The sequence below is a fragment of the Williamsia sp. genome (assembly GCF_016462415.1).
GTDB lineage: Bacteria > Actinomycetota > Actinomycetes > Mycobacteriales > Mycobacteriaceae > Williamsia_A.
The window spans coordinates 1-23,809 of record NZ_JAEMTF010000063.1 but is presented as its reverse complement, the minus strand read 5'-3'; the positions used below and the strand labels follow the sequence as shown (position 1 = coordinate 23,809).

At 67.2% G+C, this 23,809-nt stretch carries 22 protein-coding genes and 1 other RNA gene; 8 read left to right on the top strand and 15 right to left on the bottom strand.

Features of this window, described 5'->3' with window-relative positions:
* Window positions 1–150: 150 nt before the first annotated feature.
* Entirely contained in the window at window positions 151–897 is a 747-nt protein-coding gene (locus JHC79_RS15440) for a thioredoxin domain-containing protein (protein ID WP_296392333.1), read from the bottom strand.
* Window positions 898–999: 102 nt separating this feature from the next.
* On the bottom strand, window positions 1,000–2,637 hold the full coding sequence (gene pgm, locus JHC79_RS15435; protein ID WP_296392331.1) for a phosphoglucomutase (alpha-D-glucose-1,6-bisphosphate-dependent): 1,638 nt from the start codon (window positions 2,635–2,637) through the stop codon (window positions 1,000–1,002).
* Window positions 2,638–2,767: 130 nt separating this feature from the next.
* Here pgm and JHC79_RS15430 point away from each other — a divergent pair, with 130 nt between their 5' ends.
* Together JHC79_RS15430 and JHC79_RS15425 are read left to right on the top strand one after the other, a co-directional pair.
* Window positions 2,768–3,361, top strand: coding sequence for an alpha/beta fold hydrolase (locus JHC79_RS15430; RefSeq protein ID WP_296392337.1), 594 nt, complete (start codon window positions 2,768–2,770; stop codon window positions 3,359–3,361).
* Window positions 3,362–3,464: 103 nt separating this feature from the next.
* On the top strand, window positions 3,465–4,793 hold the full coding sequence (locus tag JHC79_RS15425; protein ID WP_296392329.1) for an alpha/beta hydrolase-fold protein: 1,329 nt from the start codon (window positions 3,465–3,467) through the stop codon (window positions 4,791–4,793).
* A gap of 115 nt (window positions 4,794–4,908) precedes the next feature.
* Here the strand turns inward: JHC79_RS15425 and JHC79_RS15420 are convergent, their stop codons facing one another.
* The 4 genes from JHC79_RS15420 to smpB all read right to left on the bottom strand — a co-directional run bounded on the left by JHC79_RS15420 (window position 4,909) and on the right by smpB (window position 7,702).
* Window positions 4,909–5,757, bottom strand: a complete 849-nt coding sequence (locus JHC79_RS15420; RefSeq protein ID WP_296392325.1) for an aldo/keto reductase — start codon at window positions 5,755–5,757, stop codon at window positions 4,909–4,911.
* An 89-nt stretch (window positions 5,758–5,846) separates the two neighbouring features.
* The gene (locus tag JHC79_RS15415; RefSeq protein ID WP_296392323.1) at window positions 5,847–6,371 is read right to left on the bottom strand and encodes a hypothetical protein; all 525 of its coding nucleotides are present in this window, start codon (window positions 6,369–6,371) and stop codon (window positions 5,847–5,849) included.
* Window positions 6,372–6,579: 208 nt separating this feature from the next.
* Window positions 6,580–6,947, bottom strand: a transfer-messenger RNA (tmRNA) gene (ssrA, locus tag JHC79_RS15410).
* Between the two features lie 275 nt (window positions 6,948–7,222).
* The gene (gene smpB, locus JHC79_RS15405) at window positions 7,223–7,702 is read right to left on the bottom strand and encodes an SsrA-binding protein SmpB (RefSeq protein WP_296392321.1); all 480 of its coding nucleotides are present in this window, start codon (window positions 7,700–7,702) and stop codon (window positions 7,223–7,225) included.
* Between the two features lie 141 nt (window positions 7,703–7,843).
* On the opposite strand from smpB, the gene JHC79_RS15400 reads away from it, so the two are divergent.
* A complete protein-coding gene (locus JHC79_RS15400) occupies window positions 7,844–8,365 on the top strand; it encodes a GNAT family N-acetyltransferase (protein ID WP_296392318.1) in 522 nt (173 codons plus the stop codon).
* 15 nt (window positions 8,366–8,380) lie between these two features.
* On the opposite strand, the gene ftsX is transcribed toward JHC79_RS15400, so the two are convergent.
* The 3 genes from ftsX to eccCa all read right to left on the bottom strand — a co-directional run bounded on the left by ftsX (window position 8,381) and on the right by eccCa (window position 14,096).
* Window positions 8,381–9,286 (bottom strand): permease-like cell division protein FtsX, encoded by a 906-nt coding sequence (gene ftsX / locus JHC79_RS15395; RefSeq protein WP_296392316.1) that lies wholly within the window; start codon window positions 9,284–9,286, stop codon window positions 8,381–8,383.
* The gene (ftsE, locus tag JHC79_RS15390) at window positions 9,286–9,972 is read right to left on the bottom strand and encodes a cell division ATP-binding protein FtsE (protein WP_296392313.1); all 687 of its coding nucleotides are present in this window, start codon (window positions 9,970–9,972) and stop codon (window positions 9,286–9,288) included. Before ftsE ends, ftsX begins: the two co-directional genes overlap by 1 nt.
* Before the next feature lie 89 nt (window positions 9,973–10,061).
* Window positions 10,062–14,096 carry a type VII secretion protein EccCa gene (gene eccCa / locus JHC79_RS15385; protein ID WP_296392311.1) on the bottom strand — a complete coding sequence of 1,345 codons (4,035 nt, stop codon included), beginning with the start codon at window positions 14,094–14,096 and terminating at the stop codon, window positions 10,062–10,064.
* A gap of 96 nt (window positions 14,097–14,192) precedes the next feature.
* Here eccCa and eccD point away from each other — a divergent pair, with 96 nt between their 5' ends.
* Together eccD and mycP are read left to right on the top strand one after the other, a co-directional pair.
* Window positions 14,193–15,680, top strand: coding sequence for a type VII secretion integral membrane protein EccD (gene eccD / locus JHC79_RS15380; RefSeq protein ID WP_296392309.1), 1,488 nt, complete (start codon window positions 14,193–14,195; stop codon window positions 15,678–15,680).
* Complete coding sequence (gene mycP / locus JHC79_RS15375; RefSeq protein WP_296392307.1) at window positions 15,677–17,068, top strand: type VII secretion-associated serine protease mycosin; 1,392 nt, start codon at window positions 15,677–15,679, stop codon at window positions 17,066–17,068. The genes eccD and mycP overlap by 4 nt, the downstream gene beginning before the upstream one ends.
* 16 nt (window positions 17,069–17,084) lie before the next feature.
* Here mycP and JHC79_RS15370 read toward each other — a convergent pair whose 3' ends face one another.
* From JHC79_RS15370 to JHC79_RS15360, 3 genes are read right to left on the bottom strand one after another with little or no spacing between them, the layout of a single operon-like run.
* Window positions 17,085–17,600 (bottom strand): YbaB/EbfC family nucleoid-associated protein, encoded by a 516-nt coding sequence (locus tag JHC79_RS15370; protein WP_296392305.1) that lies wholly within the window; start codon window positions 17,598–17,600, stop codon window positions 17,085–17,087.
* Window positions 17,600–18,118, bottom strand: a complete 519-nt coding sequence (locus tag JHC79_RS15365; protein ID WP_296392303.1) for a hypothetical protein — start codon at window positions 18,116–18,118, stop codon at window positions 17,600–17,602. Before JHC79_RS15365 ends, JHC79_RS15370 begins: the two co-directional genes overlap by 1 nt.
* A gap of 14 nt (window positions 18,119–18,132) precedes the next feature.
* Window positions 18,133–18,945, bottom strand: coding sequence for a hypothetical protein (locus tag JHC79_RS15360; RefSeq protein ID WP_296392301.1), 813 nt, complete (start codon window positions 18,943–18,945; stop codon window positions 18,133–18,135).
* 149 nt (window positions 18,946–19,094) lie between these two features.
* Between JHC79_RS15360 and JHC79_RS15355 the strand changes: the two genes are divergently transcribed.
* Window positions 19,095–19,718 (top strand): hypothetical protein, encoded by a 624-nt coding sequence (locus tag JHC79_RS15355; protein ID WP_296392299.1) that lies wholly within the window; start codon window positions 19,095–19,097, stop codon window positions 19,716–19,718.
* 8 nt (window positions 19,719–19,726) lie between these two features.
* A complete protein-coding gene (locus JHC79_RS15350) occupies window positions 19,727–20,758 on the top strand; it encodes a 3-oxoacyl-[acyl-carrier-protein] synthase III C-terminal domain-containing protein (RefSeq protein WP_296392298.1) in 1,032 nt (343 codons plus the stop codon).
* A gap of 33 nt (window positions 20,759–20,791) precedes the next feature.
* Here the strand turns inward: JHC79_RS15350 and JHC79_RS15345 are convergent, their stop codons facing one another.
* From JHC79_RS15345 to JHC79_RS15335, 3 genes are all read right to left on the bottom strand, one after another.
* Window positions 20,792–21,298, bottom strand: a complete 507-nt coding sequence (locus tag JHC79_RS15345; RefSeq protein ID WP_296392296.1) for a hypothetical protein — start codon at window positions 21,296–21,298, stop codon at window positions 20,792–20,794.
* 98 nt (window positions 21,299–21,396) lie between these two features.
* Entirely contained in the window at window positions 21,397–21,927 is a 531-nt protein-coding gene (locus tag JHC79_RS15340) for a DUF3558 family protein (RefSeq protein ID WP_296392335.1), read from the bottom strand.
* Window positions 21,928–22,010: 83 nt separating this feature from the next.
* Window positions 22,011–22,826, bottom strand: coding sequence for a hypothetical protein (locus JHC79_RS15335; protein WP_296392295.1), 816 nt, complete (start codon window positions 22,824–22,826; stop codon window positions 22,011–22,013).
* A gap of 103 nt (window positions 22,827–22,929) precedes the next feature.
* Between JHC79_RS15335 and JHC79_RS15330 the strand changes: the two genes are divergently transcribed.
* Window positions 22,930–23,809, top strand: an 880-nt coding sequence (locus tag JHC79_RS15330; RefSeq protein ID WP_296392293.1) for a hypothetical protein, incomplete at its 3' end; no start/stop codon positions are given.

The window sequence follows — 23,809 nt, the reverse complement described above, 5'->3', positions numbered from 1 at the left end:
ACCCCTGACCCCCACACTGCCAGTGTGGTGCGCTACCAGCTGCGCCATAGCCCCGTGTTCAGTTGTCCGCACCCCGGAGTTCACCGGCACACGGTCCGAGGCGAAATTACCCCATCGGCCTGGCCGGGTCCAAATCCCCTGCCCGGGCGATCAGTTCTCGTCCGCCCCGCCCGCCAACAGCGTCTGCAGCCACTGGGGGCCGCCGAGCAGGTTCGCGACCGGCTGACCACCACTGAGCACGCTCGGAGTGCCGACCTGTCCGTCGAGTGATTTCGACAACTGGGTCGTGGACTGATCGGCGGCGTCGTTGGCCGCCTGGATCTTCGTGCCCGAGGTGATGCACTGCTGTGCCGCAGGCGTGGCTCCCACCGCGGCGGCCTTCTGGGCGAGCGCCGCGTTGTCCGGGTCGTCTCCGCCCTCCGGGGGCTGCTCCTCGTAGAGCTTGCTGTGGAACTTCAGGAAGGTGTCCTGGTTGCCGCCCTCGGCGACACAGAGCGCCGCCCCGGCGGCACGGGAGGAGTAGTCACCCGAGCCCGAGTTGCGATTGAGGAACGTCAGGAAGTGGTACCGGACCCGCAGCTTGCCCGCGGTCGCGGCGTCGATCATGGCCTGACCCGACTGCGCCTCGAACTGCTTGCACACCGGGCACTGGAAGTCCTCGAACACATCGATCGTGTGCGGCGCATCGGCGCGACCGATGATCAGGCTGGCGTTCTGAGCCAACACATTCGGGTCGGCCTCACCCTTGTTGCGTTGGTTGTTCCAGATCACCCCACCCACGACGACGACGGCGATCACCACGACGGCAACAGCGGCCAGCAGGTAGGTGGTGGTGCTCGAGGTCTTCTGCGGCTGGTATTTCGCCCGCTGCCGTGCCGTGGACTTCTTGTCCGCCATAGCCGCTGTCCTTCACCGTCGTCCACTGAGCAAAACGCACTTCAACGGCTACATTAGTCAACCCCGACTGAGAAGAATCTGAGCGTTCCGCACGTGGCGCGCTCAGCTCAGGACGCCGTCGACCAGCGCCTGCGCCTCCTCCTGGACCTGGGCGAGATGGTCGGCGCCGTTGAAGGATTCGGCGTAGATCTTGTACAGGTCCTCGGTTCCCGAGGGACGGGCCGCGAACCAGGCGTTCTCGGTGACGACCTTCAGTCCACCGATCGCGGCGTTGTTGCCGGGCGCCTCGGTCAGGACCGCGGTGATCGACTCCCCCGCCAGCGACGTCGCCGACACCTGTGACGCCGACAGCTTGGCGAGCAGCGCCTTCTGCTTCCGACTCGCAGGTGCGTCTATGCGCGCGTAGGCGGGGTCGCCGAACTGTTCGGTGAGCTCGGCGTAGCGCTGCGAGGGCGACTTACCCGTCACCGCCAGGATCTCCGACGCCAGCAACGCCATGATGATGCCGTCCTTGTCGGTGGACCAGACGTCGCCGTCGGTCTGCAGGAACGACGCGCCCGCACTCTCCTCACCACCGAAGGCGATGTCTCCGCTGAGCAGACCGGGGACGAACCATTTGAAGCCCACCGGCACCTCGACCATGCGACGGCCGATGTCGGCCACCACGCGGTCGATCATCGACGAACTCACCAGCGTCTTGCCCACCGCGGCGGAGGCATTCCAGCCGGGCCGGTGGGTGAACAGGTAGTCGATCGCGACGGCCAGGAAGTGGTTGGGATTCATCAGCCCACCGTCCGGGGTGACGATCCCGTGCCGATCGGCGTCGGCGTCGTTGCCGGTGGCGATGTCGTAGCTGTCGCGGACCGCGATCAACGACGCCATCGCGTTGGGCGACGAGCAGTCCATCCGGATCTTGCCGTCGGTGTCGAGGGTCATGAACCCGAACTGCGGATCGACGGTCGGGTTCACCACGGTCAGGTTCGCGAGGTTGTACATGAAGCCGATCTCGGCCCAGTACCCCACCGAGGCGCCGCCGAGCGGGTCGGCCCCGATGCGGATCCCCGCCTCCCGGATGGCGGTCATGTCGACGACGTTCTTCAGGTTGTCGACATAGGTTGTGCTGAAAGGATATTTGACGACGAGATCGGAATGGATCGCGCGCTCGAAGGGGACACGCGGGATCGCGGTCAGCCCCTCGCGCAGCAGTTCGTTTGCGCGATCGGCGATTCCGGTGGTGATCGCCGAGTCCGCCGGTCCGCCGTTGGGCGGGTTGTACTTGAACCCGCCGTCACGCGGTGGGTTGTGCGACGGGGTGACGACGATGCCGTCAGCCTCTGGTCCGCCCGCGCGGTTGTGCACCAGGATGGCGTGGCTGATCGCGGGAGTCGGTGTGTGCCTGCTCAACTCGTCGATGCAAACTTCGACGCCCGCACCGACGAGTACCTCGATCGCGGTCCGCCACGCCGGTCGTGACAGCGCGTGCGTGTCGAACCCGATAAACAACGGACCGGCGATTCCGGCTCCGCGGCGGTATTCGATGATCGCGGCGGTGGTCGCGATGATGTGCGACTCGGTGAACGCGGCGTCGAGGCTGGAACCACGGTGACCCGACGTGCCGAAAACGACCTGCTGCAACGGATCTTCCGGGTCCGGGACCGTCGTGTAGTAGGCGTCTTCGAGCGCCCCGATGTCGACGAGGTCCTCTGGAAGTGCCGGAGTGCCGGCCCGCTCGTGCGCCATGTCTGGATATCGCCCTTCGCCGTGCCCGCGTCAGATGTGCCCGTACTCCGCCCGATTCTGCCAAACAATCAGCCCGGGTATGGTCTGCACGCGGATAGTCACCGCGAGGACGTCGAGGAGTGTGTCTGTGATCGTTGCCCGCCGCCCGGTGTCCGCTGTGGTGCTCGTGCTCCCCGGCGGCACGGATTCGAGTTACGAGCCCAGTTCGTGGCGCTCGCCCTCGGCGTTGCGGATGTACCCGTTCACATGGTCGATCGCCGCCGCGTTCGGTGGTCGCGTCGCCGTTCGCCAGGTGCGCTACCGCGTGTACGGGTGGAACGGGGATCAGGCCAGTCCGATGCCGTACGCGTGGGCCGCACTCGAGGACATGGCAGCCCGGCATCCGGACGTGCCGATCCACGTGATCGGGCATTCCATGGGCGGACGGGTCGCGGCGCACCTCGCGGCCGATCCACGCGTGCACGGACTGCTGGCGTTGGCGCCGTGGTGGCAGTACGCCGACTGGCGACGGATCCATCCGGGCGTCCGGGTGGTGGCGATGCATGGCACCGCCGACACCCGCACATATCCCCACCGCACCGCGAAGGGCATCGACGAGCTGGTGGCCGAGGGTGTCGACGCGACCTACGTGCCGGTCCCCGACGGTGGACACGCGATGCTCGACCACATCGGCTCATGGCAGCGTGCGGCCCTCGATTTCGTGCGGACCGCGATCGCGCGATGACGCCCGTGGCCACGATCACATCGGGCTCAGACGAATTCGCGCCGATTCACAGCAATTCAACAGGTGACGGTTGCATCATCATCAGGTGTTTGGTGTCGACGTCGTGAGCGCGGGGCAGTGGCAGTTCACCCCTGCTCGGCATTCGGCCATGACGCTGGACGTGCACCTGTTGACCGGCTGGTTCCCGACCATCGTCGAGGTGATCACCGCGGTACTGGTCGTCACCGCCATCGGATGGCGTACCCGCCGATGGCGGACGGTGTGGGTGCCGATCGCGATCGCCGTCGGCGCGGTGACGTCGATCGGTCTCTATCTCTATCTCGACGACCGGGGCCTGGCCCCGGATTCGGCACCGGTGCTGTTCTGGGTGTTCTCGGCGATTGCCGCAACGATGATCGTCGTCATCGCCGCCGGCGTGCGTCACGCCCGGTGGTGGCAACACGCGGCGGCCGCCGTCGCGCTCCCCCTGGCGTTGGTCAGCGTCGCCCTCATCGCCAATCAGTGGTCGGGCTACTACCCCACGCTGACCCGTGCGTGGGATGGGATCACCGCGGGCCCGCTGCCCAATCAGACGACCGTTGCGAGGTTGGCCGCATACCGGGACAAACCCACCCGAACCGGCCGGATCGTCCCGATCGACGCGCCCGATTCGCGGAGCCGGTTCCATCACCGGACCGAGTACGTCTACCTGCCACCCGCGTGGTTCGCCGGACCGACACCGCCGCGACTGCCCGCAGTGGTGATGATCGGCGGGGTCATCAACACCCCCGAGGACTGGGTGCGCAGCGGCAACGCCCTCGAGATCGTCGACGCCTACGCCCGGGACCACGGCGGTCGGGCACCGATCCTGGTGCTCGTCGATCCCTCCGGCGGACTGAGCAACGACACCGAGTGCGTCGACGGACCCCGCGGCAACGTCGACACCCACATCGTCGACGAGGTCCGGCCCTACGTCATCTCCCACTTCGCGGCCGCTGCCGCCGCCCGTAACTGGGCGGTCGTCGGCTGGTCGATGGGCGGCACGTGCGCCATCGACCTGGCGGTCCGTCACCCCGACGACTTCGGCACGTTCGTCGACATCTCCGGCGACATCGGACCCAACGTGGGTGACAAGGCGAACACGATCAGGTCCCTGTACGGCGGCGACCGCGGAGCCTGGGACCGCTTCGACCCGGCGACGGTGATGCGCGCGCACGGTCGGTACGCGGACCTCGCGGGGTGGTTCCAGTCCGAGGGCAGGCGGTCCGGCGGAAAGCTGGGGTCGAGTCAGATCACCGCGGCGAAAGAGCTGTCGTCGCTGGCCGATTCGCTCGGCGTGACGACCACCGAGGTCTACCGCGCCGGACCGCACACCTGGTCGTTCGGTGCGACCGCGCTCGCCGACGCCCTGCCCTGGTTGCACGAGCGCATCGACACCGGTTCCGGCACCTGAGACGTCCGGGCATGAAAAGACCCGGCAGGAGGATCACCCCTGCCGGGTCTTCTCGTTTCCCCGGTTCACGTGGTCCGGGAAGTCAATTCATCTCGATTCAGTCCGGGATGGTCGCTCAGTCAGGGATGTAATCGAACGTGTCCGGGTTGGGTCCGGTCCGTCCGTCCTCGCCCTTGTCGAGCCCGTCGAGTGCTGCGATGTCGTCGCCGGAGAGCTCGAAATCGAAGATGTCGAAGTTGTCCTTGACGCGCTGCTCGGTCACCGACTTCGGGAAGATGATGTGTCCGTGCTGGATGTGCCACCGCAGCGTCACCTGCGCGGTCGACTTGCCGACGCGCTCGGCGATCTGCCCGATCACGTCGTCGTCGAGGACCTTGCCCTGGGCGATCGGTGACCACGCCTCGGTGGCGATCCCGTGGTCGGTGCCGTAGGCGATCGCCTCGGTGTTGGTGAAGTACGGGTGCACCTCGATCTGGTTGACCGACGGCACGACCGAGGTCTCCGCGGCCAGCTTGTCGAGATGGGCCGGCTGGAAGTTCGAGACGCCGATGGACTTGGCGCGACCTTCCTTCTGGAACTCGATGAGAGTGTTCCAGGTGGTCACGAAGTCGCCGTCGTAGCGCGTCGGCAGCGGCCAGTGGATGAGGAACAGGTCCACGTGGTCGAGTCCGAGCTTCGACAGACTCTCGTCGAACGACCGCTTGGCGTCGTCGGGACGGTGGAAGCCGTTGTTGAGCTTGGTCGTCACCCAGATGTCGTCGCGCGCGATCCCTGAGTCCCTGATGCCCTCGCCGACCTGCTTCTCGTTGCCATACATCTGCGCGGTGTCGATGTGGCGGTAGCCGGTCTCGAGCGCGAGGCGGGTGGCCTTGGCGGTCTCGTCGGCGTCGATCTGGAACACACCGAACCCGAGTTGCGGGATGCTGCGTCCGTCGTTGAGTGCAATGGTCGGAACCGAGGTCATCGGGCGTCCTCCAGGAGTTGGAACCGGGCCCGAATCTCGGGCCCATGATCGTGTCCAACGCTCCCCATCGGACGCACATTCCATCGAGCTCACACGACACAGCCCTCCAGAGCCGGCGCCTGCGCCGCGGTCACACCGTATTGCGCGCACTCGATGGCCGAGCCGACGTCGAGGACGGTCCAGCTGTCCCCGGTGCGTTCGAACAGGACGCCCGACGACTGAGGGGTCCCCGAGGTCGATGCGAGGGCGAACGGTGTCGAGCACTGGATTCGACGAAAGCCCGTCGGACTTGCCACCCGGTTGAAGTCCGGACTCGACCGCAGCGCTGCCATCAGCGAGTCCTGCGTCGCGAACGCGCACGCGTCACTGCCGAGCGGCGATCGCTCGGTTGTCTCGGCCTCCCCGACCTCGGGAGCGACCGCGGCGTCGCCGGTTTCGTCTTCGGTCGGCACCGTCTCGGTGGTCGTGGAGGTCGGTGCCGACGACGATGTCGCCGACGTCGCCGACGCAACCGGTGACGAGATCGCGGTCGCCGGATCGTCATCGGTGCCGCAGGCAGTGAGCGAGACGGCGGCAGCGGCAAAGGCGACGGCGAGGGCGGGGAGTCGGCGCACTGAGGGGTCCTTTGTTCGGGTACGAATCGATACAAAGAGGACATCGTCGAGGTGGTACGCGGCGTTACCAGTCGTGCGCCGCTGAGATCGTCCGTCTGGTGAGCCTTTGGGGGCAATATGCCCTCGAACCGCCATATGACGGACGATCTCGGCCGGACACCGCGAAACGCAGAACGGACCAGGACTGATGTCCTGGTCCGTTCTGTGACGGTGGAGCTGCCGGGAATCGAACCCGGGTCCTTCGTCATGTCAGTAGGGCTTCTCCGTGTGCAGTTCGCTACGCCTCTACTCGGATCTCTCGGTCACGCGAACAAGCCGAGATGACGATCCCAGTCGCTGTTGGATGTCCCGTCCCCCTCCGCGACCGAGGAGGACGGTGAGCTCCCTGAATGATGCCGGTACCCGGGGCGGGAGCACACCCGGGCCGACAGACTAGCGCTCGCTCAGGCGGCGAGGGCGTAGTCGCGCTGATTCTTATCGGCGCTTAATTGGTTGCGATGACGCTCACGGTGGTCTCTCGCCTGCACCGACACGCTTCCCCTACATCGATGCACGCAGTCGAAACCGTTCAGCCCCGTGTAGGTGTCCGCCGCTGACACAGCGAACAGTTGATACTAACAAGCCGTACCGACGAATTCATTCCGATTTCGCCTCGTTGGCTCACTCGGGCAATCAACGCGCGTCAATTCGTCCGACGCGCGCGCAGGTCGCCGCGCGTGGGAAAGAAGGACGCGCGTTCTCGGTAGGGGGTCATTCGCACCCGACTCTGTCCCAGCATCATTTCGCCGTCAGGCGCGGCACGCTCGGCCGGTGGTTACGGCACGCTCGGTGGACGAGCGCAGCGAGTCGACTCAGCCGGGCATGCCCTTGACGCGACGACCGAGCTCGCGCGTGACCTCGCGGACAGCGGTCCGCTCGGCGAGCGCACGGCGCTTGTCGTGGGCCTGCTTGCCCTGGGCCAGCGCCAACTCGACCTTGACCTTGCCCTCGCTGAAGTACATCGACAGCGGCACCAGCGTCAGGTTGCCGGTCTGGATCTTGCCCGTCAGACCGTCGATCTCGCGACGATGCAGCAGCAGCTTGCGGTTGCGACGCGGAGCGTGGTTGGTCCACGAGCCGTTGCCGTACTCGGCGATGTGCAGTCCGCGCAGCCAGACCTCACCGTTGTCGATGGTCGCGAACGCGTCGACGAGCGATGCCTTGCCGTCGCGCAGGCTCTTGACCTCGGTCCCGAGCAATGCGACGCCGGCCTCGTAGGTGTCGAGGATGAGGTAGTTGTGCCGCGCCTTGCGGTTCGTCGCGATGGCCTTGCGGCCTTTTTCCTTCACCATCTCTTCACCTTCTCTCGTCTTGTCGTCGATGGCCCCACGTGCGATGACGTGGGGAAGACACAATGGGCCAGCCTACTGACACCGACGGGGTCGTGGAAATCGTTTTCGCCTCGGGGCGTGGGGCAGGAGACACTAACGCTCATGGCCGACCAATCCATTCCGCCGCTCCCGCCCCTGCGCCCCGCCGCACCCGCCGACGCCCCGGTGATCGTCGCGCTGCGCGACGACCTCGCCCGCTGGATCACCTCGACCGGGATCCATCAGTGGGACGAGGGCGACCTGTCGATCGAGGAGGTCACCGCCGGGATCGCCGACGGCGAGTGGAACGTGGCCGAGATCGACGGTCAGATCGTGGCCTGCGTGCGACTGGTGTGGTCCGACGCCGAGTTCTGGGGCGACGACGACGCACCGGCGGGATACGTCCACGGCCTCATGGTCGATCGACGCCACGCGGGGTACGGATGGGGCCGCCAGATGATCGAGTGGTGCGTGCAGCGCACCCGCGACGCCGGCCACGACACCATCCGACTCGACACCGCCGCCCACAACCCGACGTTGGTCGGGTACTACCACTCGCTGGGATTCGAGACGGTGCGCGAGACCGCTCTGCCCGCCCGTTTCGGACGTGACATGCGGGTCGTGCTGTTCGAGCGTCGGATCTGAATCGAACAGCGGGATCTAGATCCGGACGTAGAACCGCAGCGTCGCGTACCCGGTGACCGTCGCCAACCCGACGCCGGCGATCAACAGCCACGGTGAGACGAAGACGACGTCGGAGATCGTGATCCGCGCCAGGATGTTGACGCCGTAGAGGTCGGACAGCGCCTTGTCGAAGAACAACACCTTCGCGCCGAAGAGCCCGGCGATGGCGAGGATCGACCCCACCAGCGCCGAGACCACCGCCTCGAGGAGGAACGGCAGCTGGGTGTACCAGCGGGTGGCACCCACCAACCGCATGATCCCGACCTCGGTGCGCCGCGTGTAGGCGGCCACCTGAACCATGTTGGCTATCAGAAGTATTGCGGCCAACGCCAGAACCAGCGCCACCGTGAACGCGGCGTTGCGGGTGCCGTCGAGCACGCTGAAGATGCGTTTGACCAGTTCTCGCTGGTCGAGGACTCCGTCCACGCCGTCGGCGTCGCGGTACTTGTCGAGCACGGCGCCGAAGCGGTTCGCGTCCGACATCCGCACCTTGAACGACGCCGGCAAGGTGTCCTCGCGGATCATCGACGCGATGTCCGGCTGGTTGGCGAACGTCTTGGTCTTGGCGTCGGAGAACGCGGCCGCCCGGTCGATGTACTGCACGGAGTCGACACCGGGCTCGTTCTCGATCTGCGTACGCAACGTCGAACACGGCGCCGCGCGGCACTCCGGGTCGGCGTCGGCGACGGGATCGGAGATGAAGATCTGCATCTCGACGCGGTCGAGGAAGATCTGCTGGCTCTTGTCTGCCATCTGCACGACCAGCAGCCCGCCGCCGAACATGGCGAGCGTGATGGCGGTGGTGAGGACCATGGCCAACGTCATGGTCACGTTGCGCCGCAGGCCGTTGAGGACCTCGCTGACGATGAAACTCGCGCGCATCAGCCGACCCCGTAGACGCCGCGCTCGTCATCGCGGACCAGGCGCCCGAGATTGAACTCGAGCACCCGTCTGCGCATGGCGTCGACGATGTGTTGGTCGTGCGTGGCCATCACCACCGTGGTGCCTCGTCGGTTGACACGGTCGAGGACATCGACGATCTCCTCGCTGGTCTCGGGGTCGAGGTTGCCGGTGGGCTCGTCGGCGAGCAGCAGCAGCGGGCGGTTGGCGATGGCACGTGCGATGGCGACGCGCTGCATCTCACCGCCGGACAACTCGTAGGGCATGCGGTCGGACTTGCCGCCGAGTCCGACGTACTCGAGCACCTCGGGCACGACCCGGGCGATGGTCGACTTGGGCTTGCCGATCACCTCGAGGGCGAACGCGACATTGTCGGCGACCGACTTCTGCTGCAGCAGCCGGAAATCCTGGAACACGCACCCGATGGACTGCCGCAACAACGGGACCTTGCGGCTGGGGAGCTTGTTGACGTCGAACTGGCCGACCCGGATCTGTCCACTCGTCGGTTTGTCCTCCTTGAGCAGCAGCCGGAAGAACGTCGACTTCCCCGAACCCGAGGGCCCGATGAGGAAGGCGAACTCCCCCTTGTCGACGTCGAGGCTCAACCCCTGCAGAGCGGGTCGGCCGGAGGCCTTGTATTTCATCGTGACGTTGTCCAGCGTGATCACGGCGGCCAGTGTAGCCACACCTGTCACACATGCAGGCCACGCCGCGCGGCGTGATCAGCGCCCGTCCGCGCCGGTCGGGGTGCGGCCGATCAGCTGAACAGCGGCGGGAGGTCGCAGATCTGGATCATCTCGGTGCCGCGCGAGCGGGAGATCCACTCCCCCCGCCCCGGGGGCAGCTTCTGCATCTTGGTCCGGCCGATGATGTTGCCCTCCTCCCGGTCGCCGCTCATCAGCAGGATGTCGGCCGACAGGTCCTTCAACTTGCCCAGGACGGGGTCGAACATGGCCCGACCCGCACCGCCGGATCGGCGGCAGATCACGATGCGCATGCCGATGTCGCGGGCCGAGGGCAGGAACTCGGCGAGCGCACTGAGCGGGTTGCCGCCCGATCCGGCCGCGACCATGTCGTAGTCGTCGACGAGGATGTGCACGTTCGGGCCCGACCACCAGCTGCGGTCACGCAGCTGGTCCTGGGTGACGTCGGGTCCGGGGAGCCGATTGCGGAAGTACTGCGCCAACTGCTGGGCCATCGGCTGCAGCGCCTGCGCGGATGTCGCGTAGCCCGCGAGGTGGTCGCCCTGGACCGCACCCAGCATGGTGCGGCGGTAGTCGACGAGGACGATCTTGTTCTGATCGGCGTCGCCGTTCTCCATCAGGCTCATCGCGATGTTGCGCAACAGCGTCGTCTTACCGGCCTCGTTGTCGGCGAAGGCGAACATCAGCGGTTGCGCGTCGAAGTCGATGATCGCGGGGGCGAGTTCGTTCTCGCCCAGCCCGATCGCGATCCGCTGCGACGACACCGTGATGCCGAGTTCGACCACCCGCTCGGCGACCACCGCACGTTCGAGCGAACCGGCAAGCCTGCGCACCTGTGGCGCCCGGCGATCGGGGTAGATCTGCGCGAGCTGCTCCACCGAACGCGCGACGCCCTCGCCGAGGGTGTCGGTGTCGCTGTCGGAGTCCAACCGCGGGAGACCGACGAGCAGGTGCAGCTGGTCGGGCGACAGACCCCGCCCGGGCCGACCGGTCGGCACCAGCGAGGCGATCTTGCGGCCCATGTCCGACTCCATGGGATCACCGAGACGCAGCTCGAGCCGCGAGCCGATCAGATCCTTGACCGCGGGGCGGATCTCCGCCCACCGCGTCGCGGTGAGCACCACGTGGACGCCGTAGGTCAGTCCCTGATTGATCAGCGTCCCCACCGAGCCCTCCAACGGCTCGAAGTCGCCACGGAAGGCGGCCCAGTTGTCGATGAGCAGGAACACGTCGCCGAGGGGGTCGTCGAGAACCGGGTCGGTCGATCCGGGGCCGGCCGCGGCCTTGCGTCGCCGGAAGTCGCGCATGCTCTCGATGCCGAGCACACGGAAACGTTCTTCGCGTTCACGGATCAGCGTGGACAGTTCGGCGACCGTGCGTCGCACCCCGTCGGGATCCGAGCGGCGGGCGACCGACCCGACGTGCGGGACACCGGCCAGGGTCGACAGCGTGCCGCCACCGAGATCGATGCAGTAGAACTGCACCTGCTCGGGCGTGTGCGTGGCCGCCGCCGACATCACCATGGTCCGCAGCGCGGTCGACTTGCCCGACTGCGGGCCACCGACGACCGCGATGTTGCCTGCCGCCCCGCCGACGTCGAGCACCAGCAGGTCGCGTCGCTGATCGTAGGGACGGTCGATCACGCCGAGAGCGAAGCGCAGGTCGCCGAGTAGGTCGGTGCCCTCGCGCCAATCGGCGTGGGGAACCAGCATGTCCACCGTGGGGGACTCGTCGAGCGGGGGCAGCCACACCTCGTGGGCACCGCGCCCGTGTCCGGCGAGCTGACGGACCACCACGTCGAGCAGGGTGGGGCCCACTTCCCCGCGACCGGGCGTCGAGGTGAGTTCGCCGATGCTCGACGGCTCGCGCAGCAGCAGGTCCGCGGCGGGATCGACGTCCTCGGCCACCCGACCGGCGGTGAAGATCTTCATCCCGGATCGGCCCCGGCCGTCGCTGACCTGACGGTCGTCGCTCGTCGGCGCGGTGTACGGACCGGACACATAGCTGGCGTTGAAACGCAGGGCGTCGGCCGAGTCGCATTTCAGGTAGCCCGAGCCGGGGACGCTGGGCAGATGATAGGCGTCCGGGACACCGAGAACAGTGCGGGACTCGTTGGCGGAGAACGTCTTCAGGCCGATCCGGTAGGACAGGTGCGAGTCCAGGCCGCGCAGCTTGCCCTCCTCGAGCCGCTGTGAGGCGAGGAGCAGGTGCACGCGCAGCGAGCGACCGAGTCGGCCGATCATCACGAACAGCTCGGCGAAATCCGGTTTCTGCGAGAGCAGTTCGGAGAACTCGTCGACGACGATGAACAGTGCGGGCAGCGGTTCCAGGTCGGCGCCGGCCGCGCGCGCCTTCTCGTACTCCCCGACGTTGGCGAAGTTGCCCGCCGATCGGAGCAGTTCCTGACGTCGGTTCATCTCACCGGCCAGGGCGTCGCGCATGCGGTCGACCATGGCGAGTTCTTCTTCGAGGTTGGTGATGACCGCCGCGACGTGCGGGGCGGAGTCGAGACCGAGGAACGTCGCGCCGCCCTTGAAGTCGACCAGAACCAGGTTCAACGCATCCGGGGAATGGGTGGTGATCAACGACAACACCAGGGTGCGCAGGAACTCCGACTTACCCGAACCGGTGGCACCGATGCACAGTCCATGCGGACCCATGCCGCCCTCGGCCGACTCCTTGATGTCGATCTCGACCGCATTGCCGTTGGGCGACAACCCGATCGGCACGCGGAGCCGTTCGCGCGGCGTGCGCGGACGCCAGACGTGGGCCGGGTCGATGCGGGCGGCGTCGGGGATCCGCAGGAGGCTCATCAGACCGGGGTCGGTGTGGGTGGTGTCGGCCTCGAGGCTGACGATCTGGGCGGCGGTGGCGATCCGGTATCGCGACATCGACCGCGCGAACGCCTCGGCGTCGGCGACCGAGGCCGTGTCGATGTCGGCGAATTCCTCGTTGCCCGCGGCCGATCGGGCGCTGATGACGCCGTCGGCGACGACCAGTTGCAGTCCGCGGCGCGCGGCGAGGCCGTCCGACGGGGCGGTGAGGTCGAGGATCGTCACCCCGTCCACCCCTGCGTCGGTCACCAGCATCTCGTCACCGTTGACGTACCCGTCATCGATGATCACGACGTGGTGCATCCGACCAGGTGTCGGCGGCGCGGTGCGCGAGAAACGACCCCGCTCGGCCAGGTCGTCGGAGAGCACCTGTTCGAGCTCGGCGAGCGACCCGTAGAGCATGCGTTCTCCCGACACCGCGTCACGACGGTTCGGGTGGTGGAGCTGCGGCAGCCATTTCGTCCACGACCACGACTCGGATTCCGAGTCGGCGCAGATGATCTCGATGCGCAGGTGATCCGGGCCGTGAAAGGCACAGAGTTCCATCACGATCGCCCGCATGAGGGCACGTGTCTCCTGACGCCTGCCGTCGATGTCGATGGCCGGGAACCCGCGCAGCGAGATGGCGGTGGGCAACGAGTGCACGACCGAATGGGTCCGGACGAAGCGCCGCAGGGCGACGGTCGACACGGGTTCGAGATCTTCGAGCGGGCCGGTCTCCGGTGGCATCAACCGGGTGGCCAGACGCTGGCTGCCCACCCCGACGCGGACGTGCCCGAAGTCGTGGTCACCCGGGCGTCGTTCCCACATCCGTCTGCTGCCGATGACGCTCATCAGCGCAGTCGGCTCGGGGTGGCTCCATTCGAGCGCCTCGCGCTGCTTGGCGCCGGTGTCGGACACCTCGTCCCGAACCTGATCGAGGTACCGGAAGTAGTCCTTGCGCTCCTCGTTGAGCTCGGCGGCCTTCTTGCCGCCGGAGCGGCCGCCACCCATGAACATCCCGAGCGTGGAGACGATCATGATCATCGGGAACATCATCATCATCGGGTTGGTCAGCAACGACCGTCCGCCGATGGTGAACATCAGCGCGATCATGCCGAGGACTGCGAGGATCATCACGACCGGCAGCAGCTTCATCAGCAGGCCGCCGGGCACGATGCGGGGGATCTCCGGCGGGGACTGGACGGCGACCTCGCCACCGGGCGCGCGCGGGGGCGAGATGCGCGGCTTGCGGACGAATCCCGTGGTTGCCATGAAATCCCCTCGTCCGACGACCTCGTACAAAAGTGATGCTATTACCTCGCTACGATAAGTTGCCCATCCAAAGGACACCGGGGAGACACCGCGACCATGTCGATCGACGACCCGCTCGCCGAACTCGATTCGGATGCACGTTCCGACCAGCCCGACCTGACGCTGGTCTCGGTGATCGGCGGAAACACCCAGGTGGACGTGGCCCTTCCGGCCGGGACACCGGTCGCGGCGCTGCTGCCCGACCTCGTGGCCCTGATCGGTTCCCGTACGCCGTCGCATCGACGCCATCGATCCGAGTCCGAGGACAAACGCGCCCGGTGGACACTCGGCAAGGTCGGGCAGGCCCCCATCGACTCGAGTCGGTCGTTGAACGAGGCCCAGATCCTCGACGGTGACCTGCTCGTCCTGCGCTCGGTCACCGCCCGCGAGGCACCACCGATGTTCGACGACGTGGTCGACGCCGTCGCGCAGCTCAACACCACCCAGTTCCCCACCTGGGGTGCCGCCGCGGCGCGACGCACCGGTCATGTCCTCGCCGTCCTGGCCGCCGTCCTCGCCGGGGTCGCTCTCGTCGTGGCCCGCACGCACTCGGGTTCGGTCGTCGTCGGCGCCGTCGGGCTGGGCGCGGCGCTGGCTGTCGTGGTGGCCGCGATCGTCGTCGCACGGCAGTACCACGACAGCGGTACCGCGACCGCTCTGTGCGCCTGCGCGCAGCCGCTCGCGTTCGCCGGCGCGCTGACCGTCACCCCGGGCGGACTCGGCGCACCGCACCTGACATTCGCCGCCGCGGCGAGCCTCGTGGTCGCGGTCATCCTCTACCGCACCACCGCCGTCGGACCGCTCCTGCACTCGGCGGTCTTCGTCGCCTCGATCGGCGGAGTGATCGCGGGCGGCGTCGAGCAGATCTACGGTTCCGACACCGTCAAGATCGGTGCCGCACTCGCCGCGCTGTCGGTGCTGGCCGTGTTGCTCGCGCCGCGCCTGACGATCTGGTTCGCCCGGCTCCCCCTGCCTCCGGTGCCCACCAGCGGCGGCCCCATCGATCCGGTCGACCCCGGCGTGCGGCCCACCATCGAGGGAATCGGGGCGATCGGCGCGATGGCGCTGCCATCGGCGGTCGCACTGGAGCGGCGCGCCCACACCGCGAACCAGTACCTCAGTGGTGTGGTGCTCGGCGCGGCCGTCCTCGCCCTCGTGGGTGGTCTCGCCGCGTCCGATCCCCGTCGTCCGTCGGACTGGCGGGTGACGGTGCTGGTGGTGATCGTCGCGGTCGTGCTGGCACTGCGGGGTCGTTCCCACGGAGATCGGGTGCAGGCGAGCACCCTCATCGCGACCGGCGCCGCCCTCACGGCCATGGAGATGCTGGTGCTCGGGACACGGGATCTCACCGGGGCCTACACCGCGTTCGGCGGCCTGCTCGTCGTGGTGGTCCTGGCCCTGCTGTGTGGGGTGGTGGCTCCCGCCACTGCGTTCACCCCGGTCAGCAAGCGGTTCGGTGAGATCGGCGAGTACATGCTCCTCGGGGTGATCGCTCCTCTGACGTTCTGGATCCTGGAGATCTACGCGACGGTCCGGAGCCTATGAGGGTGTCGTCGCTGCGCGAACGCCTGCTGCTCGTCTGCGCTGCGGTCGGTGTCGCCACGGTGACGTCGGTGTCGCCTGCGGGGGCGATACCGGTACCGACCGCCGACCTCGGTGCCCTGCCCTCGCGGTTCTCCGTCGGCCCGACGCAGCCCACCGAACAGAAGTCGGTGTGCGGCGCCCCGTTCGCCTCGTCGACCACCGCTCTGCGTGATCCGTCGCCGGCCCAGAACCTCATGCAGGTGTCCGACGCGTGGCGCTACAGCCGCGGAGCCGGGACCACCGTCGCCGTGATCGACACGGGCGTGACGCCGTCGGCGCGGTTCGCCCGGTTGACCGGGGGCGGCGATTTCGTGAGCACCTCGGACGGCCTGCGCGACTGCGACGGGCACGGGACGCTGGTCGCGGGCATCATCGCCGGACGCCCCTCGGCCCGTGACGGATTCGCCGGGGTCGCCCCCGACGCGGCGATCCTGTCGATCCGCCAGACAAGTCTCGCGTACGCCGCGAAGGGATCGAGCTCGTCGTCGCAGGACCCCAGTAAGATCGCCGCGAGCAGCTACGGCACTGTCCAGACGCTGGCCTACGCGGTGGTCACGGCCGTGCGACGGGGAGCCGACGTCATCAACATCTCTGAGATCGCCTGTGCGCCGGCCGGGTCGAGCATCGACGACCGGGCGTTGGGTGCCGCGGTCCGCTACGCCCACAGCCGCGGGGTGGTGGTCGTGGTGGCGGCCGGGAACCTGGTGGATCCGTGCAAGACACAGAATGCGGGGATCAATCCGGCGAATCCGTCTGCGGGCGGTTGGGACACGGTGTCCACCGCGGTGAGTCCGGCCTACTTCAGCCGCTATGTCCTGACCGTGGGTGGCGTGGTGTCGGAGACCGGGGCGCCGTCACCGATCAGCATCCACGGCCCGTGGGTGTCGGTGGCCGCACCGGCGACCGGCATCGTCAGTATCGGCGCCCGCGGTGAGGCCGTCGACCGTCAGCAGGGCGAGAAGGGTCCGATCACCATCGACGGGACCAGCTTCGCCGCACCGTATGTCGCCGGGCTGGCCGCGTTGATCAAATCCCGCTTCCCCGGCATCTCGGCCGACGACGTGATCCGTCGGATCACCTCCTCGGCGCACTCGTCGGGTTCGGGACGAGACACCGCAACGGGTTTCGGTGTGATCGACCCGGTCGCCGCACTCTCCGACCAGATAGCGCCCGCCGCGGCGCCGGGGGCGGCGCGTGCGCTGCCGGCACCGCCGAGAGAATCCGGCACCGACACCGCCACGGTCGTCGCGGCCGCGGGAACCGGTGTTTGCCTGGCCGTCGGTCTGGCATGGTGGCTGCTGACGATCCCGCGCCGCCGCCTACGCCGACTCACCGAGGACGACTACTGATTCCCCGGTTCGCCGCTCACCACGACCGGTCGACGGGGCCCGTCTGTGGTGGCGAGAGATCTTCGACCTCTTCGTAGTGTTCGCCCTCGGGCGGCAGTTTCGTCGTGGCGTCCCGCTCCGGCGCATCGGGCGGCGCAAGTGAGGGACTGACCGGTTCGGGGATGAAGTCCTTCGCGTCCGGGATGCCGGGGAACAGGTCCGACATCTGCGGCATCCCGTCGACCCTGGCCTGCATGGGCGCGGTGATCTCCTGGACTTGAGCGGACGCATTCTGCGCCGCCTGCTGGATCGCCTCGATGATGTAGCGCCCCAGGTTCTCCAGACCGCCGGCACGATCGACGGCGTCGGGGTGGAACTTCAACGCGATGACGATCCCCTGGGTGTTGACCCAGGCGGTCACGAGATCGTCGGTGCTGTTCGCACTGGCGGTCACCGCGGCCAGACGCTGCTGCAATGTGGCCATGTCGCGCTGCTGCGCGGCGAGGTCCTCGAGCAGCGAGCCGAGCATGTCCTTCATCTCTTCGTTCGCCATCACTGCCCTCTCGGTTCCGGTTCCGGCATTCGGTGGGTTGCCCGTGTTTCGGCGACCTCGCGGTCGAAATTCGGTAGCAGCGAGGGATTCTCGGCCGCGATGCGAACACGCAGATTGCTGACGTTCTCCTCGAAAGCGAGCGCTTCGTCTCTCGTCGGGTAACGGCCAGAGCGCAGGGCCAACCAGGTCAGAATCAGCAACACCCCCGCCACGACGGCCCCGGTGATCACTAGCCACGGCCGGGAGCCGTGCTCGTGGATGATTCCGTAGACACCTATTCCTCTGCTCGTCGTGTATGTACACGACTCGCCCGTCGAACCCGATCCCGCGTCGAATGAGCCGCAGCTTTTACCCGGCCGGCTGAAGTAGAAGCAGACGAAGAAGATGCCTGCGGCAACGACGGTGACGACGATGCCGCTCTTGACCCTGAACGACGGCGGGAACTTCTTGTTCCACCCGGCGCAGGACCGGACCAGCCTCGCAGCCGTGACACGGTCGGTGCCCGCCGCCGGGTCCACAGGTGTGCCGGCCATCAGATGCGGAAGGGGACGTCGTCGGTCTGCGCCGCCGTGGCCGGGTCGGTTGCCGGTACGGGCGCGTCGGCAGCATGCGTGACCACCGGCGGATGCGCGGACGCGGCGGATGCACCCGCACCCACCGGGGCCGACACCGCCGACGCATTCGCCACGGCCGCATCGTCGTCGGCCAACTGCACCAGCGCCTGCGCCGCGGCGAGACGGGTCAGGTCGCTCAGATCGTCGTCGACCAGTCCCGGCGTCCAGAACATCTCGTCGAGGACCGCGGCGAGACGGGCGACATTGCCGTCGGAGACCGCACCGCTCAGAACCGCCGGCAGCAGGACCGCGAGCGCGCCGAGGGAGCGTCGCGCCACCAACGCCTCGATCAGGTCGATGAGTTCGTCGGAGAGTCCACGGGGCACGAAACCCGTGCCGATCAGCCCGGTGGTGATCGCCCCACCGACCACGACGTCAGTGTCCTCGTCGCAGGCATCGGCGGCCCGCAGGAAGTAGGTCCGGGCGGTGTCGACGTCGCTGGCGGACCGGTACGCGGTAGCCAGGGACAGATAGATCTGCGGAAGGACACCGATGATCGCCGCCGGTTCGGTCTCCGCGGCCCACTGCACGCAGGTACGCGCCCAGTGCAGCGCATCGCGTGGATCCGCCGACGTGGTGGCCAGGTGATGCGCACTGAGGCACCGTTCGAACGGCGAACGCGACTCATCCCACGCCTGGCGCAGGACGCGTTCGGTGGTGGACCGGTCGCCATCGGCGGCGTCAGAGCGTGCCTGCTGCCACAGATCGGCGGGTGTCATCGGTGTGCTCATCGACTCCCCGTCTCACACAAGCGGTTGATGTCCCCGCAGATCGCCCTGACGGGCTCGGCGGGGTCGTTCGCCTGGCTAGGATACCTACACGACGCGGTGGCGGTGGTCCGACCGCGTCCGGTTGACGACCGAGAAAAGGTGGGTATCGCATGCAATCGGTGTCCGACTGGTGCTCGTCCGGCGTGGCCGCCGAACGGGCAGGAGACCGCGAGAATGCACACCAGGCGTTCGAACGAGCGTGGTCGAGTGCGTCGACCGCACACGAGCGCGCGGTCAGCGCGCACCACCTCGCACGTGTCAGCACCACCGCTGCGGCACGGCTCGAATGGGATCGGACCGCGCTCGCATCCGCTGCAGAGGCGGATCCGAACGATGTCGAATCATTGGTGCCCACTCTGCATCTGGCACTGGCCGCGTCCCTGCGCCGCATCGGCGACAATGATGGTGCCCGTGCGGCGTTGACTGCCGCGACCGACGCCGCGACGACGAACGCGAACGTGTCGCCCGCGGTGGTCGCCGCCATCGTCGACGGGGTGGCCGCCCTGGAGCCCCGTGACCCGGTGATCGACACCATCAGCACCATCGGCTCGGCACGCAGGTTCGCCGCGGTCGCCGTCCTGGTGCAGGGGTATCTGGCGTCCCGTGTCGCCGGGTCACCGACCGCGCTGCGTGACGCCGTGGACACCGCGTCGGTCGCGGGACTGATCAGCGCCGACGAGGCGGCGGCGATCACCTCCGGGGCCGCCGGCCCGGATGTCGCGCTCGGGTTGTAGACCCGACCATGCGCTTCACGTCGACCTACCTCGACGGCCTCGGAGTCGTTGTCCCCGAACCACGTCCCATCGCCGAGTGGATCGCCGACGGGGCTCTGACCGCCGAGGAGGCCGACGAGTGGGGGTGGACCGGCGCCTGTGTGGTCGGCGACGTCGCCCCCACCGCGATGGCGATCACGGCCGGCCGTGGTGCGGTGGCCGAGTCGTCGGTGCCGGTCGATCGATACGAGTTGTTGGTGCACACAGGGTCATTCGTGCAGGGCGGGTTGGGATGGCCGGCGCATCATCACGTGCAACGCGAGGTACTCGGCGACCATGGAACGGCGATCGAGGTTCGACAGTCGTGCACCGGGGGGCTCATCGCGCTGCAACTCGCGGCAGCGACACTGAGAGCGTGTGACCATCCGGCCGCGGTGCTGGTGACCGGAGCCGACAACTGCTTCTGGTTCGACCGGTTCGAATGGGTGCGCCATCATGCGCACGGAGGTCGTGCTGGGCTCCTGCACGGTGACGCCGCACATGGCGTGACACTCAGCAACACCGGTGGTTTCGCCGAGTTGCGATCGGTGGTGGCCCGGTCGGTTCCGGATTTCGAGCAGCTGTACCGCCATCCGGGACCGCAGTTCCCGGTGCCGCTGGCCGTGCCCACGGAGGACGAGTGGCGGGCCATCACGGCGGCGACCACACTGACCGAGCACGACAGCCGTGTGCTGGGGGTACGCGCCGCCCGCGCCGCTCTCGACGCGGTCGCCACGGCCCTCGACGATGCGCGTATCTCGGCCGAGGACGTGACGCTGTTCATCCCGTCGTTCGACACGAGCCGGATACTCCCCGACTTCATCTGCGGACGAATCCCCATGCCTCGCAGCGACGTACTGGATCAGTTCGGTCGATTGACAGGACATCTCACGGTCAGCGACCACACGGTCGCGATCGATTGGCTACGACGGCGTGGGGAGTTGTCCTCGGGCGACAACCTGGTGTTACTAGGGATGGGCCAGGCGGCGAGTTATGTCGCCGCTGTCGTGACGATCACCTGACCACTCCGGCCGGTTCCCATTGCCAGAGGGCGGCTACTTCGCGGGTACGACCGATTCCTTGGCGGTGGCGCCTTCTTGGTTCGTGTCGGTGTTGTAGGTGTGGTGGTTGAAGTTCAGGTGGTCGAAGTCGATGTGATCGAACGACTGCTTGCCCGCGAAATCGGCCTCCTGATAGGCCTTGCCGGCCTTGATATAGAGGTCGCGCAACTTCTCGACGGCGGTGATGTGGCGCGTGATGACGTCGTCGAGTGAATCCACGCCACCCACCGCCTTCGGCTGAAGTCGTTTGTCGCGCAGTTGCTGATCTGACTCGAAGGCCCCCAGCCCGGTGATATTCGCTGCGCCGGCGACCATGTTCTTCGCATCATTTAGTCCAGCTAACAACTGGGCGCATGCGCGGGCGGCATTGGCGGCGGCACCCGGCTCTAGACGCAAGTCTTTGGATCCAGCCGAGGCGACACTCGTGTCCAATGCTTTGTTCAACTGATCGAACTGAGACTTCGAAACGCTGGGGGCAACGACATCATCGCTATCTGTCACGAAAACTCCTCGGTCTCGGGATCGTTAGGGTATCGAACGTCGACCACCCCCGTAAACCCTTGTTTGTGATTGCGTTCATGGCACCTTCCGGCGGGCCGTCACTTGGGCGCGTACTCGTGGACCATCTCGGCGAAACGCGCGGCACGCGTGCAGTTGTCTGCCGCTTTGACCGAGGTGGAACTAACCCACACGACGCCGAAGCTTGTGCCCCAAGCAATCTGACACAGCTCATCCAGGGAGTCACCGTTAGCGCGAAACCTGACACCCTCCTGGCCTCCGACCGTCACAGGCACGAAATCACTGAAATTTGGGCGGGTCTTGAGCTCATCGAACGACCACGTCGACGCAGTCACTAGCCCGCCGAAGCCACTTGTCCCCTGCGCTTTCGACGACCAACTGCACAAGTACGCATTCGCCAGAGCGCTGCATTGCGGCTGCAGGGTCGACAGCCCGAACTCATCACTCAACCGCGATTTCGGCAACGTGTTCTGCATGCGCCACAGCTTGTCCACCGGGTACGGGTTCGCACTCGCCGGGACCGTCACAGTTCCGCCGGGCCCGACCACCGACTGCGAGGACGACGAGGGCGTAGCGACCGGCTCACCACCGGTCGAGCACCCCGCAACCATGGCGACACAACCGATCACCACAACAGCAACCCGCGACAACCTCACACCCCTGCCCACAGAGCGTCGCATCAACCTGCTGAGCATCAACTTCCCCGTTCCTCTCGAACCATTGCCACAACTCGTCCGATCAGCTGGTCGACGTACGTGCGCATCCGGCCGTCGTCGACGGCGGCGTCGACACCCGAAGCCATCACGTATCGCCCGTAGTTCTCGTGATCCGACCACATCAGCCTCGGCACACCGGGCTCCAGGCGTCGTTCGGAGTTCCAGCCCTGACGTACCTGGATGAACCCCGCGGAGACGATCGGGTCAGCAGCGAGCTTCGCACTGCGCTGGTCAACGTCGATCGGGGTGTCACGCACCGTCACCACGACCTCATCGTCGCCATCAGTGTTGTCGCCGGTCGTCGGCACAGTGATGTCACCCAGCGACGACGACCGCGCAATGGGCAGTGCGGCCACCAACGCACGCCCGAGTTCCACCGCCGGCAGCGCGTACACGTCTATGCCGCCCGACGCGCGCCCGTCCTCGATCGCGGTCTGAACGGAGAGGTACCCGAAGTCTCGGCGCCGCACCGCATTCAGACGAAGCGATTCGCGACGCGCGTTGTGTTCCTCACGCGGATCGGTCACGACAGCCTCCACGCGGATATCGGGTGCGACAGATGTTCTGGCCCACTCCTCGAACTCACGAGGCGGATCAGAGCGAAATCGGTCCTCGATGGCGCGACGCTCGGCGTCGAGGGTGCTGGTCGATGTCTTTCCGGGGAAGTCGAGGAGCGGATACGGCATCCAGTCCTGACCCCACATCGCGGCGAACACGCGGACCTCGAGCGGTGACACCGTCCCGATGTGCGAGCCCACCTCACCGAGACGTTCGTCGCGTGCGTCAGCGACCATGATCGACCTCTCCACACCCTCGCGTGTCCGCATTTCCGTTACCCTATCTACCAAACGCGATCAGGATCGGGCGGCCGGGTCCGCTCATGGAGGGAGAACCGAGATGGGCGGCGGCCCCAAGGACATCGACAAGACACCAGACAAGCCGTTCTCTCCGTCGGACTCTCACAAGGTCACCCAGGCCAAGCCGGCTCAAACCACTCCGGAGGGCATGACCCCGGACGAGTCCACGGTGCTCGATCTCGCACCCACCTGGGGCAGGTGGTCGCAGATCTTCTACCCCGCCGACAAGACGCTGGACCCCGCGCCCGTCGGTACCGTCGCCGAGGTCTACCGCGATATCGCCGGAATCCTCAAGGCCGGGTTCACGGACATGGACAACGGTATGAAGACGGTCCTTGCCGACCAGTGGAGTGGTGCAGGAGCAGACGCCGCTCAGCAGGTGACCCAGGCGTACGTCGCAAACGGTGATGCCTTGCACGCCGCAGTCATGGGAATGAACGTCAACCTCGTCAACCTTTCCGACGTGGTCTCGGTGACGAAGTCGAATCTGCCGCATCCGGACGATGTGAAGTCGTACCTCGAAACCGCCGTCAACGACGCGATTGAGTCCGCCAACCGGCAGGGCCACATCACGGTCACGACACCAGACAGTCAAGATCCGCAGTTCACCCTGACCGGCAATGTGCAGTACTCGCGTGCTGGCGGCCACACCAGCGTGACCGCCGCTCAGATTCAACCTCTCTTCGACGAAGCACTCCGATCGGTCGACGAGGTCGCACAGAACACGATGAGTTCGAGCTTCTACCCGGGACTGCAAGCTTCCGACCGCGGTGTGCCTGCCTATGCGATAGCTACGCCGAACACCAGCGCGCCCCCCTCGGCACCGCCTGGCGGGCCGGGCAGTGGCGGAGCCGGCGGCGGTGGCAGCGCTCCCCCGAGCTTCTCCGGAGGCGGCGGGGGCGGTCTCGGCGGAGGCGGCG